Origin of the sequence: Celeribacter halophilus, assembly GCF_900114135.1 — a bacterium.
GTDB classification, from domain to species: domain Bacteria; phylum Pseudomonadota; class Alphaproteobacteria; order Rhodobacterales; family Rhodobacteraceae; genus Celeribacter; species Celeribacter halophilus.
Map to the genome: position 1 here is coordinate 118,205 of NZ_FORY01000002.1, position 12,513 is coordinate 130,717.

11 protein-coding genes are annotated in these 12,513 nt (G+C 60.6%); 8 read left to right on the forward strand and 3 right to left on the reverse strand.

Annotated features, from left to right (window positions below; translation table 11 throughout):
• Positions 1 to 64: 64 nt before the first annotated feature.
• A complete protein-coding gene (locus BM152_RS02315) occupies positions 65 to 1,255 on the reverse strand; it encodes a cytochrome P450 (RefSeq protein WP_066606000.1) in 1,191 nt (396 codons plus the stop codon).
• Positions 1,256 to 1,419: 164 nt separating this feature from the next.
• Between BM152_RS02315 and BM152_RS02320 the strand changes: the two genes are divergently transcribed.
• The 7 genes from BM152_RS02320 to BM152_RS02350 all read left to right on the forward strand — a co-directional run bounded on the left by BM152_RS02320 (position 1,420) and on the right by BM152_RS02350 (position 8,918).
• Positions 1,420 to 1,887 carry a hypothetical protein gene (locus BM152_RS02320; RefSeq protein WP_074913930.1) on the forward strand — a complete coding sequence of 156 codons (468 nt, stop codon included), beginning with the start codon at positions 1,420 to 1,422 and terminating at the stop codon, positions 1,885 to 1,887.
• Positions 1,888 to 2,063: 176 nt separating this feature from the next.
• A complete protein-coding gene (locus BM152_RS02325; protein ID WP_066606011.1) occupies positions 2,064 to 3,848 on the forward strand; it encodes a sensor histidine kinase in 1,785 nt (594 codons plus the stop codon).
• Positions 3,835 to 5,064 carry a sigma-54-dependent transcriptional regulator gene (locus BM152_RS02330; RefSeq protein ID WP_066606014.1) on the forward strand — a complete coding sequence of 410 codons (1,230 nt, stop codon included), beginning with the start codon at positions 3,835 to 3,837 and terminating at the stop codon, positions 5,062 to 5,064. The genes BM152_RS02325 and BM152_RS02330 overlap by 14 nt, the downstream gene beginning before the upstream one ends.
• Positions 5,065 to 5,099: 35 nt before the next feature.
• Complete coding sequence (locus BM152_RS02335) at positions 5,100 to 5,444, forward strand: hypothetical protein (protein WP_066606016.1); 345 nt, start codon at positions 5,100 to 5,102, stop codon at positions 5,442 to 5,444.
• A 268-nt stretch (positions 5,445 to 5,712) separates the two neighbouring features.
• Positions 5,713 to 6,714, forward strand: a complete 1,002-nt coding sequence (locus tag BM152_RS02340) for a DctP family TRAP transporter solute-binding subunit (protein WP_066606020.1) — start codon at positions 5,713 to 5,715, stop codon at positions 6,712 to 6,714.
• Positions 6,715 to 6,828: 114 nt separating this feature from the next.
• Positions 6,829 to 7,518, forward strand: a complete 690-nt coding sequence (locus BM152_RS02345; RefSeq protein WP_066606023.1) for a TRAP transporter small permease — start codon at positions 6,829 to 6,831, stop codon at positions 7,516 to 7,518.
• 5 nt (positions 7,519 to 7,523) lie between these two features.
• The gene (locus BM152_RS02350) at positions 7,524 to 8,918 is read left to right on the forward strand and encodes a TRAP transporter large permease (protein ID WP_066606026.1); all 1,395 of its coding nucleotides are present in this window, start codon (positions 7,524 to 7,526) and stop codon (positions 8,916 to 8,918) included.
• 190 nt (positions 8,919 to 9,108) lie between these two features.
• Here the strand turns inward: BM152_RS02350 and trpD are convergent, their stop codons facing one another.
• Both trpD and BM152_RS02360 read right to left on the reverse strand, forming a co-directional pair.
• Positions 9,109 to 10,125 carry an anthranilate phosphoribosyltransferase gene (trpD, locus tag BM152_RS02355; protein ID WP_066606028.1) on the reverse strand — a complete coding sequence of 339 codons (1,017 nt, stop codon included), beginning with the start codon at positions 10,123 to 10,125 and terminating at the stop codon, positions 9,109 to 9,111.
• On the reverse strand, positions 10,122 to 10,709 hold the full coding sequence (locus BM152_RS02360; RefSeq protein ID WP_066606030.1) for an anthranilate synthase component II: 588 nt from the start codon (positions 10,707 to 10,709) through the stop codon (positions 10,122 to 10,124). The genes trpD and BM152_RS02360 overlap by 4 nt, the downstream gene beginning before the upstream one ends.
• A 275-nt stretch (positions 10,710 to 10,984) precedes the next feature.
• Here BM152_RS02360 and BM152_RS02365 point away from each other — a divergent pair, with 275 nt between their 5' ends.
• The gene (locus BM152_RS02365; RefSeq protein ID WP_066606032.1) at positions 10,985 to 12,508 is read left to right on the forward strand and encodes a divergent polysaccharide deacetylase family protein; all 1,524 of its coding nucleotides are present in this window, start codon (positions 10,985 to 10,987) and stop codon (positions 12,506 to 12,508) included.
• The last annotated feature ends 5 nt before the right edge of the window (positions 12,509 to 12,513 follow it).

Below are 12,513 nucleotides of genomic sequence, written 5' to 3' on the forward strand. Positions count from 1 at the left end.
CGGGGGTTCGGCTGGGTGGTCGGTGGGTTCGGTCCCGCGATAGAAGCCCATCGGTGTTTTCAGGTCAACGCGTCTTCACCACAAGTTGAGACAGCCCGTGGAAGTGCCATGTGTCGGCATAGACCGGCGGCTCGGCAAGGCGCAGCTCGGGGCAGCGGTCGAAGAGCTTCGGCAGGGCGACGCGCATTTCCAGCCGCGCCAGAGGGGCACCGACGCAAAAATGCACGCCCGCACCGAAGGAGGTGTTCTGTTTCACCTTGCGGTTCGGGTCGAACCGGTCGGGATGATCCCACGCCTGCGGATCGCGGTTGGCGGCGGCCAGCAAAAGCCCGATCCGGTCTCCGCGCTTCAGGTCCTGATCCAGAAACCGCGTATCCTCGTAGACCCAGCGCTGGAACAGGTGCAGCGGCGGATCATAGCGCAGGAGTTCCTCGATGGTGCCGTCGATCTTCCCGTCCGAGAGGGCATCACGCGGGGTCTCGTGCTCCAGCAGGGTTTTGACCGCAATGCCGAGGCTGTGGACAGTGGCCTCATGCCCTGCGTTCAAAAGCAGGATGCAGGTGGTGATCAATTCGTCGGTGCCAAGCTTTTCGCCATCCTCTTCGGCGGCGATGAGCGAGGTGATGAGATCGTCGGCAGGCTGCGAGCGCCGCGCTTCGACATAGTCGCGCATGAAGCCGGAGAACTCCGTGGCGGCGGTGGCCGCGGCTTCTTCGGTCGCGCGGGTGCGGGTGGGGGTATAGACCGCCACCATCGCATTGGACCACGCCAGAAGTTGCTCTGACATCTCTTCGGGCACGCCCAGAAGGCGGCAGATGATCCGCACGGGCACCATTTTGCAAAAGGCGGGCATCAGGTCGAAAGGCGCGCCGTCATCCGCAAAGCGGTCGATCAGATCGTCGCTGATCTCTTCAAGATCGGGCACCAGCGCCTTGATCCGCCGCGAGGTGAAGGCGCGCAGCACCAGAGAGCGCAGACGCCTGTGCCGGTCGCCTTCAAGCTCCAGCATGGAGTGGTCTTCGATGTCGTAGAAGGGCCTCAGATGCGGAGGGATGTCGGGTTCGAACCCCGCAGGCGCCTCACGGCCAAAGCGGTTGTCACGCAAGGCCATCGACACCCCGTCATAGCCCGCCACCACAGGCAGGTTCAGCTCCTCCCACCAGACCATTTTCCCGCCTGCGCGAAGCCGGTCGTAAAAGGAATAGGGGTTCTGGACGAAATTCGGGTCGTTGGGGGCGCAGGAAAATCTCTTCATGACACTTGTTTGACCGCGAAGTGCTTTCCTTTGCAAGCGGGGTTTTCCGGTCTGCTTACATTGTTTGATTTCGCCCTATGATGACAGCTTGTCTACTTGTGCGTGCTTGCCACACACATCGCTGAAGAGTTGACTTCGGGTGAGGCCTTTGTGAACCTCTGGTAATGCGGGAAGTAGTTCGCTCTTGTTATCTCAACGCGCCTCTTGAACGGATTTGGACAGAAGTCCGGAGACCGGCGCTTTTGTCCTTTGTGGCCCGCCCTTTGGTCGAAATTCGTCCGGTGAGGCCCGATCCGCTTCCCGAGGTGTGGGAGGTGGGGGACTACATCGTGAGTATGGTCTGGCGCGGTGTCATCCCTCTGGGAAGGCAGACTATTCGCATTTCCTACCCGACAGCCCCAAGCGGCACCAAACACCTCCGTGACAATGGGCAGAGTGCGATGATCAAGCGTTGGGATCACCTGATTGTTTTGGAACCGGAGGGCTCCGGCACCCGCTACACAGATCGGGTGGTTATAGACGCAGGTCTTCTCACACTGCCCGTTGCAAGGTTTGCGCAATCTTTCTACGCGCATCGTCAACGGCGCTGGCAAAAGTTGGTGGAGTCCGGTTTCGCGTATGAGGCTGGCTGAAACAGAACTCCGCATGGTGGCGGCGCGTGTCGGCCTTATACGCTCCGCAGAGCTTTTGACTTTCGCAAGCCAGCGGGTTCTATAAAAGAAAAGGATGGGAGGATGTCTTTTTGTTTTCGAATGGTCTTTTTGAATTTCCAAGAGGTAAAGGTTAGAGGTTTTCTAATCTGCAACGGATGACAGATACGCCGCCTTTTCCAGAAAGTGACACCGCCGCCCTTCGTCAGCGCCTGTTCTGGGCGCTGGGCGGTCTTTGGGGCGTTGTCGCGCTCGGAGTGCTGGTCTTTTTCCTGAGCTTGCGGGCGGAGATGGATCAGGCGGCAGAACGTGGAGCATCCGATCTCGAACTGGCGTCTGACCGTTTGACCACAGGTTTGCAGCGCTACCGCGAACTGGCCGTGTTCCTGTCGGATCATCCCACAGTGCTGACGGTGGCGCTGGAGGCCGATCCCGGTGCTCAGGCGACTGGGGCGACATCCGATCTTTTGCAAAGCATGGCGGATAAGACGGGGGCACATTCGCTCATGTTGGTGGCCGGAGACGGGCGGGTGCTTGCCTCCGCCGGAGAGGCGCGTTTGCCCACTGGCGCGCAACTGGCCTTGTCGCGGGCAATGGACGGGGCGCTGGGCGTGGCGCATTTTGTCGATCTCGAAGGGCGCAGGCGCTATGTCTTTGCCGCGCCCGTATTCGAGCCTAACGGTCCGGCACAGGCGGCGGTGGTGGTCAACGTCGATATCGGACTTCTGGAATGGGGCTGGCCGACGGAGGCTTCTGCCATCTATTTCACCGATTCCTACGGGGTGGTGTTCATCTCGAACCGGTCCGAGCTGGTGTTGCGCGGCGGCTCATCCGGGCCGATGCCGGTCACGGCGCGTCATAGGGTGATGGGCCATGAGATATGGCGTCATGAGGCCGGCCCCTATATCCCGTCGCCCGCGCTGCATGTGACCCAGCCCTTGCCGGTGATCGGGCTTGAGGGCGAGTTGCTACGCGATTTGCGCCCTGTGCTGTCGGTGGCCGCGCTTCAGGCGGGGATGGCGTCGGCTCTGGGGCTGGTGTTTGCCGCCTTCGTGTTTTTTGCCACAGAGCGTCGCCGCACGCTGGCCGAGGCCAACGCCCGTCTTGAAGCCCGTGTGGCCGCACGCACCGAGGCGTTGGAACTGGCCAATCGCGACTTGCAGCATGAGGTGCGTGAGCGGCAGGAGGCCGAAGCCCGTCTCAAACGTGCGCAGGCGGATCTGGTGCAGGCCGGAAAGCTCTCCGCGCTGGGCGAGATGTCGGCGGGGATTTCCCACGAACTCAACCAGCCTTTGATGGCGATCCGGTCCTTTGCCGAGAATGCGCAGGCATTTCTGGAGCGGGGCAAACCCGAAAAAGCCGCAGAGAATCTGGGGCGGATTTCCGAACTGGCGCGGCGCATGGGGCGGATCATCAAGAACCTGCGTGCCTTTGCCCGTCAGGAGCCGGAGACCATCACCGATGTCGAACTGACCGCCGTGGTCGAAGCCGCCTTGGAGATGACACAGGCGAAGATGTCCAACGCGGGGGTGACGCTTGTGTGGTCGCCTGCGGGTCAGGTCTGGGTGCGCGGCGGCGAGGTGCGGTTGCAGCAGGTGGTGATGAACCTTCTGTCCAATGCCGTGGATGCGGTGAAGGACGCGCCGGAAAAGCGGATCGAGATCGCGCTCTTGCCCGCGTCCGCGCCGGACATGCCGACACGGTTCACGATTTCCGACACCGGACCGGGGATTTCCGAGCCGGAAAAGATCTTCGATCCGTTCTATACCACGAAAGAAGTCGGAGCCTCCGAGGGCATGGGGCTTGGCCTGTCGATTTCCTACGGGCTGGTGCAAAGTTTCGGCGGGCGTATCCGTGGCGAGAACCGTGCCGAAGGGGGCGCGCAGTTCACCATAGAGTTGCAACCCGTAGCAAAGAAGGAGGGGGCCAATGCCGCCAATTGATCGTGTGCTTCTGGTCGATGACGATTCCTCGGTGCGCGAGGCGCTGGGCCAGACGCTGGAGCTTGCCGATCTCAGGCCCACTCTGGTGGGCAGCTATATCGAGGCCAAGGATCATATCACCCGCGATTTTGCGGGGGTGGTGATCTCCGACATCAGGATGCCCGGCAAGGACGGGTTCGCGCTTTTGCACTATGCGCAATCGGTGGACCCCGAACTGCCGGTGATCCTTCTGACCGGTGAGGGCGATGTGCCGATGGCGGTGCGCGGGATTTCCGAAGGGGCATTCGATTTTCTGGAAAAACCCTGTGCGCCCAGTGACTTGGTTGCCGTTGCTGAGAAGGGGCTGAAAACCCGCGCTCTGGTTCTGGAAAACCGTCGCCTCAAACGGCAGGTGGAACAGGGCGATGCTGCGGCGCGTTTGTTGCGGGGCGTTTCCGCTCTGGCAAAACGGATGCGCGAAGAGGCCCGCGCCGTGGCGCGCTCTGCCGCCGATGTGCTGGTCACGGGCGAGCCGGGGGTCGGGACCGCAAAAATGGCCGAGGTGGTGCATCTGTTGTCGGCGGGATCGATGGCGCCGTTTCTCAAATATCCGGCCTCCGCGATGACGGAAGACAGTCTTGCGCAGGCTTTTGCCACGGCCAAGGGCGGCTCGGTCTTTCTTGACGAGATCGCGGGCCTGTCCAGTCCGGCGCAATTCGCGCTTCTCGAAGAGCTGGAGCCGCACGACCGGCCCCGCCTGATCGCGGGCACCTATGCCGATCTGAGCAAGGAAGCGGCCGAGGGGCGGTTTTCGCCCGATCTGTTTTACAGGCTGGAGGCCGCCGTGATCCGTATTCCGCCGCTGCGCGAGCGGCGCGAGGACATACCTGTTCTGTTCCGCCACTATGTCTCGATTGCCTGTGAGCAAAGTGACCTGCCTGTGCCGGAGATCACCTCGGACGTGATTTCCAACCTCATGGCGCAGGACTGGCCGGGCAATGCGCGCTCGCTGATGAACGCGGCGATGCGCTTTGCGATGGGCCTGACCGACGGAGAGGCGCAGGAGGAGTTGGGGCTGGCCGAACAACTGGCGCAGGTGGAGCGCTCCTTGCTCATCGCGGCGCTGCAACGGCATCACGGCAATGCGACCGAAGCGGCCAAGGGGCTGAAACTGCCGCGCAAGACGTTTTACGATAAGCTGGCACGCCACGGGGTCAAGGCGGAGATCTATCGGTGAGAGACGCTATTTGTATCAAGAGGAAAGATAGAACGATGAAGATTTTTCGCGCATGTATTGGGGTGGCACTCACTTGCGCCACACCTTTGATGTCCGAGGCCCAAGAGGCAAAGAGTTTCGCATACACCCAGCCGATGGAGGGTGTGTACGCACAATATTGGACCGCGCAAGAGCTCGCTGTGCAGGATGCCTATGCGGGACAACCGTATCGTCTTTATGTGGAGGGGCAGGGCAAGCTTGGCGAGTTTCACGGAATTCTGAACCTCGATTGCACAACTCCGCGATTTTCAACCTGGCTGGCCCAATCCGAGTACCTGAGTTCTGACGCTGTACCGGCAGAGGTGATCAACGGTTTGCGAGTGATTTGGTGTGAGGGTTAGAGGTTTGAGTCGATGTGTGCGACAATCCGCACACACGCAATTTTCTTGCGTGCGGAAAATCGCACACTTGCGCCTGACGCATGGCGGATATGCGTTTTGACCTTTCTGTAAGTGACTGACCTAAAAGCGATTTCAAAAAATTTTCACCTTTTCGTCACCTCCCCTTGAAGCAAAAGCGGGCGGTTTGTTTTCTCTGCTTCGAGCGCAAAGGGGACATTGCTGCCCCGCCTGCGCCTGAATTTTTGGTTTCATGATAGGGAGGACACCCATGAAATTTCTCGCAACCGCCGCAACGGCTCTTGCTCTGAGCGTGACCGCAACCGCAGGTTTTGCTGCCTGTGACGATGGCGAAATGGTCATCAAGTTCAGCCACGTCACCAACACGGACAAGCACCCCAAAGGCATCGCCGCCCAGTTGTTCGCCGACCGCGTGAACGAAGAGATGGACGGCAAGGTCTGTGTCGAGGTCTATCCGAACTCCACGCTCTACAACGATGATCAGGTTCTCGAAGCGATGCTGCAAGGCGACGTTCAGATGGCGGCTCCATCGCTGTCGAAATTCGAAACCTTCACCAAGATCTACCGTATCTTCGATCTGCCCTTCATGTTCAAAAACATGGATGCCGTGGAAGAGTTCCAGAACTCCGATGCCGGTGAAGCGATGAAGCAGGTCATGGTGCGCCGTGGTCTTCTGGGTCTCGAATTCTGGCACAACGGTCTGAAACAGATCTCCGCCAACAAGCCGCTGATCAACCCTGAAGACGCAGCCGGCCTGAAATTCCGCGTGCAGCCTTCCGACGTGCTGGTTGCCCAGATGGAAGCTCTGAACGCCTCGCCGCAGCCGATGGCCTTCTCCGAAGTTTACGGCGCACTGCAAACCGGCGTTGTGGACGGTCAACAGAACACATGGTCCAACATCTATGGTCAGAAGTTCTTTGAAGTGCAGGACGGCGTTACCGAAACCAACCACGGTCTTCTCGACTATATGGTTGTGACCTCTGTGGACTGGTGGGAAGGGCTTGATGCCGACATCCGTGACCAGCTCGCCACGATTCTGGAAGAAGTCACCGTCGAACGCAACGCGGCCATCGGTCAGGTGGACGCTGACAACCGTCAGGCTGTTCTGGATGCCGGTGGTGTGATCCGCGAACTGACCGAAGAGCAACGTCAGGCTTGGGTCGATATGATGAAACCGGTCTGGGCCCAGTTCGAAGCCGATGTGGGTGCCGAGAACATCGCTCTGGCACAAGAAATCAACGCCAAGCACTAAGCTGGCGGTCACGACGACAGGGCCCCGTCTCTGATGGGGCCTTGTTTACACCCGAAGACCGGGTGATCCGGTTCGCAAACAGGCCGGGAAGAGGGGCAAGAGGGGTCACTCACCATGACACAATATCAAGACAATCTACCGAAATCGGCCTTGGCGGCCTTCTTCGACGGGCTCGAAGAGAACATCATCGCGCTGATCCTCGGTCTGATGACGCTCATCACATTCGCCAATGTGGTGCTGCGCTACCTGTTCAACCAATCCCTGATCTGGGGCCTCGAAGTGGTGCTAATCCTCTTCGCGTGGATGGTTCTTCTGGGGATTTCCTACGGGTTCAAAAAGACCTCGCACCTTGGTGTGGATGCGGTGATCAACATTCTGCCGACGCGCGGGCAACGTGTGCTTGCGATTATTTCTGCCGTGGTCTGTCTGATCTATGCAGCACTTTTGTTGAAAGGCGCTTGGGACTACTGGGCCCCGTTTGCCGCGTTGCAGCCGACCGAAGGCCGCTGGTTCCCGACGGGGTTCACCGAGAACACGCGTGACCGTGCGTTCTATGTCACCGATCAGGTGCCGATGCTGGACATGTTCCGCTGGCTCGAAGGGTTGATCAACTATGGCGACAGCTATGACAAGCTGCCGCGGGTGATCCCCTATGCCATTCTGCCCTTTTCCACCGCACTGATCCTTCTGCGTGTGGTTCAGGCCACCGTCCGTATCGTGACGGGCAAGCAGAACTCCCTGATCGTCTCTCATGAGGCCGAAGACGAAGTCGAGCGCGTCGCGCACGGCGAATACGAGGAATAACCCCAATGGATGTCGTCTTTCTTTTCGCCATGGTCATCGGCCTTCTGCTGATCGGTGTGCCGATTGCAGTCTCTCTGGGCCTGTCCTCCATCATCTTCCTGTTGATGTTCTCCGACACATCGCTCGCGTCGGTGGCCCAGTCGCTCTATCAGGCGATGGCAGGGCACTACACGCTTCTGGCCATCCCCTTCTTCATCCTTGCCTCCTCGTTCATGTCGACGGGCGGTGTGGCCAAACGCATCGTGCGCTTTGCCATTGCCTGTGTGGGGCATTTCCACGGCGGTCTGGCGATTGCGGGTGTGTTTGCCTGTATGATCTTTGCTGCACTGTCGGGCTCCTCGCCTGCGACCGTTGTGGCCATCGGCTCCATCGTCATCGCCGCCATGACCCAGATGGGCTACACCAAGGACTTCGCCGCCGGTGTCATCGCCAACGCGGGCACCTTGGGCATCCTGATCCCGCCCTCCATTGTGATGGTGGTCTACGCTTCCGCCACGGATGTTTCCGTGGGCCGTATGTTCCTTGCCGGTGTGATCCCCGGGATCCTCGCAGGCACCATGCTGATGATCGCGATCTATGTCATGGCACGGATCAAGAAACTGCCGAAAGGTGAATGGGCCGGTTGGGGTGAAATCGGCTCGGCCTTCAAGGATGCCTTTTGGGGCCTGATGCTCATCGTCATCATCATGGTCGGGATTTACGGTGTTCCGGGCGTGACAGGCGCGATCTTCACCCCCACCGAAGCGGCTGCTGTGGCCTCCGTCTACGCCTTCCTCGTGGCCTCCTTTGTCTATCGTGACATGGGACCGCTGGCGGATCGCGACGGCACCGGACCCGTGTCACTTCTGAACAAGCCCCAAGCGCTCGTGACTGCCTTTTTCCACAAGGACACGCGCCATACGCTGTTCGATGCGGGCAAGCTGACCATCATGCTCATGTTCATCATCGCCAACGCGCTGATCCTGAAACATGTGCTCACCGATGAGCAAATCCCGCAGCAGATCGCCAACGCCATGCTGTCGGCGGGCTTCGGCAAGATCATGTTCCTCATCATGGTCAATGTGATCCTGCTGATCGGCGGGCAGTTCATGGAACCCTCGGGGCTGATCGTGATCGTCGCGCCCCTGGTCTTCCCGATTGCCATCGAGCTTGGCGTGGACCCGATCCACCTCGGCATCATCATGGTGGTGAACATGGAAATCGGCATGATCACGCCGCCTGTGGGCCTGAACCTCTTCGTGACCTCCGGCGTTGCCGGAATGCCGATGATGTCCGTCGTCCGCGCCGCGCTGCCGTTCCTTGCGATCCTGTTTGTCTTCCTGATCCTCGTCACCTATGTGCCCGCGATTTCGACCTTCCTGCCGACATCGCTCATGGGACCGGAGATCATCACAAACTGATCCGGACAACAGCACCGGAGCAAAGATACAAGAGGGGCCTTCGGGCCCCTTTTCCTTTGTGCCGGAAATACTCAAAAGAAAACGGCGCGCCTTTTTTCAAGGGCACGCCGTTCGAGTATTTAAGCCATCAGAAAGCCGACTGTCGGAAAGCTGACCGTCAGAAAGACGTCTGCCAGAGGGCTGGAGGGTCTCAGTTTCCGGAAGTCAGCGCCGCCAGAGCTTCGAGCTTGGCAAGCGCCTTGCCGGAGGCGATGCTCTCGACCGCGATCTCGACACCGTCCTTGAGGCTCGAAGCCTTGTCGGCCACCACAAGAGCGGCGGCGGCGTTCATCAGCACGGCGTCGCGGTAAGCCCCTGTCTCGCCTTTGAGCAGGTTCAGCATGGCCTTGCCGTTTTCTTCCGGCGTGCCGCCGAGAATATCCTTGAGCGGATGGACGGGCAGGCCAGCGTCTTCGGGGTGGATTTCCATCGAGCGGATGTCACCATGTTCGAGAGCGGCCACGGCGGTCGCGCCGGTGATCGACACTTCGTCGATGCCTTCATGGCCGTAGACCAGCCATGCTTTTTCCGAGCCGAGCATTTGCAGCACTTCGGCCATGGGCCAGATCAGGTCGGGCGCGAAGGCGCCGGTGAGCTGGCGTTTGACGCCTGCGGGGTTGGTCAGCGGGCCAAGGATGTTGAAGATGGTCTTGCAGCCCAGTTCGACCCGCACAGGCCCGACATATTTCATTGCGGGGTGGTGCATAGGGGCCATCATGAAACCGATGCCGATTTCGTTGATTGCTTTTTCGACCACATCCTTACCGACCATCACATCAATGCCGTTGACCGACATGGCGTCGGCGGAGCCGGATTTCGAGCTGAGGTTGCGGTTGCCGTGTTTGGCCACGGGGATGCCTGCGCCCGCAACGACAAAGGCTGTGGCGGTGGAGATGTTGAGCGTGCCCAGACCGTCGCCCCCTGTGCCCACGATGTCCATTGCATTGTCAGGCGCGGAGACGGGCACGCATTTGTTGCGCATGACCTTGGCGGCAGCGGCATATTCCGATACGGCTTCGCCGCGGGCACGCAGCGCCATCAGGAAGCCGCCGATTTGCGCGGGCGTTGCGTCGCCGTTGAACAGGATTTCGAAGGCCTGCTCGGCTTGCGCACGGCTCAAAGGCCCTTCGGAGGCGGCAAAAATCAAGGGTTTCATCGCGTCACTCATGCCGCTTCTTCCTCTTTCAACTGGTTCAGAAATGTTTTGAACATATCGTGCCCGTGCTCGGAGCGGATGCTTTCCGGATGGAATTGCACCCCTTCGATGGGCAGGGCCTTGTGGCGCAGGCCCATGATGGTGCCGTCCTTGAGCTCTGCGGTCACCTCCAGACAATCGGGCAGTGTGGCGCGGTCCACGACGAGCGAGTGATAGCGCGTGCCTTGCAACGGTGAGGGCAGACCGGCGAAGACACCTTTGCCTTCGTGATAGATCTCGCCCATCTTGCCGTGAACGATCTCGTGACACCGCACGACATTGCCGCCGAAAGCCTCGCCAATGGACTGATGGCCCAGACAGACGCCAAGGAGCGGAATGCCCGCATCAGCCGCGGCATGGACAAGCGGCACGCAAATGCCTGCCTCAGTGGGCGTGCAGGGCCCCGGAGACAGCACAATGCCCGAAGGGCGCAGTGCCATGGCCTCTTGCACGTTGAGAGCATCATTGCGGACCACATTGGCTTGCCACCCCAATTCGCCGATATAGTGGACGAGATTATAGGTGAAACTGTCGTAGTTATCGATCAGAAGCAGCATGGTAGCGGTCCTTTTGCGCGCGAATACGCCGAGAAATAGGGCTGTCGTCGCGGGCAATCGGCCCGTCTGACAGCAAAGGGCTCAAAGGGGGATGATCCCGCCTCAAAGCCGCGCTATACATGTTCACAAGGGCCGGACAGGGTCAAGGGCCGCCTTGACGGGGCGGCCCAAAGTTGAGGCCGGAATGACGTTCGGATAGGATCGGAACGTGTCCGGAGCAGGACAAACAGACGAATGCCGGGGCGACGCCCCGACGACAGGCTAAGGAGCACGGAATGGGGCGGGGAATATTCACCGGATTGATCTGGGGAACGATTGTCGGATTCGGGATTCTGATCGTGGCCAATGAAGTGGCTGCACCTGTCAATTTGACGGCGTCCCAGCCTGCGCCAGCCGCATCTGAGGGAGTGACGCCTCCGGTCGAGAGCGCGCCGGTTGATACGGCAGATATGGCGGACACGGAGGCCATGCCTGCCGATCCTGCAGAGGTTGATCCTTCTGAGCCAATGGTCGGTGAAACGGAAACCGCACCAGTGGAGCCGATGGCATCGGAAGAATCTGTCGAGCCGGAAGCCGAAAGCTTGACCGCTCCAGCCGAGACGATGCCTGTTGAGACTGTGCCGACTGAGACGACGCCGCAAGCCGAGACGCAGGCCTCCGAGGCCACAACCGAACCTTCCACTGCGCCGGAAATTGTCCTGCCCAACGGGCCGCAAACGCCGCAGGGCGGGGATGAGACTATGGACAGTGTCGAGACGCCGGAGACCAGCCCCGTGCTGACCCCGCCGCAAGGCTTCGCGCCGCAAGCCGGAGCCGCCGACAGCCAGCCCGCCGCGCCTGATGGCATTGATCTGCCCGCAACGACGCCTCCGGCCCCCGAGGGGACAGGTATGGAAGAGGGCATGGATGAGACCGCCCCTGACACTGACGAGGCGCTGAACACCACGCCCGAAGTGAAAATCATGTCCCCCGAAGATGCGGCCACAGAGGCGCTGCCGGGGCAGAAGGTCGGCTCCTTCACCGATCGCAACGACAGCCGCGTGTCCTCGCGCCTGCCGTCTATCACGGATGCCCCCGCAACGGACACAGCGGAGGCCGCCCCCGTGGTGGTTGCAGATGATCTGCCCGCGCTTCTGGCCTATTCGGCGGACTTCAATGAGTCGCCCTCCGGTCCGGTGATGAGCGTGATCCTCGTGGATATCGCCGAGCTTGGACCGGAAGATGCCGCCCTGTCGCACCTGCCGTTCCCAGTGACATTCGCCGTGGACGCGATGGCATCGCAGGCTGGCGAACGCGCTCTGGCCTATCGCGACAAGGGGCTGGAAGTCCTCTCGATGATCTCGCTGCCTGACGGGGCGACGCCGCAGGATGCCGCCGTGATCCTGTCGGAGGCGGCCAATCTTGTGCCTGTTTCCATCGGGTTCCTCGATGTGCCCTCGGCCAGCTTCCAAGCCTCGCGTCAGGTGGCGGCGCAGGTCGTGGCCACGGCGCAGGAAAGCGGGCGCGGCCTAGTGACCTTCCCGCACGGGCTCAACTCTCTGGAGCAGGAAGCCAAACGCGCCAAAGCCCCCGCTGCGCTGGTGTTCCGCGATTTCGATGGCCGCTCACAGGATGTCGCCGCGATGAAGCGCTTCCTCGATCAGGCCGCATTTCAGGCGGGCACGGGCAAAACCGTGGTGCTTCTGGGCCGCTCGAAACCCGACACGATTCAGGCGCTGGCGGAATGGTCTCTGGGCAACCGCGCCGCGACTGTGACCATGGTGCCGCTGTCCTACCTTTTGAGCCGCTCACAGCTTTGATCCGT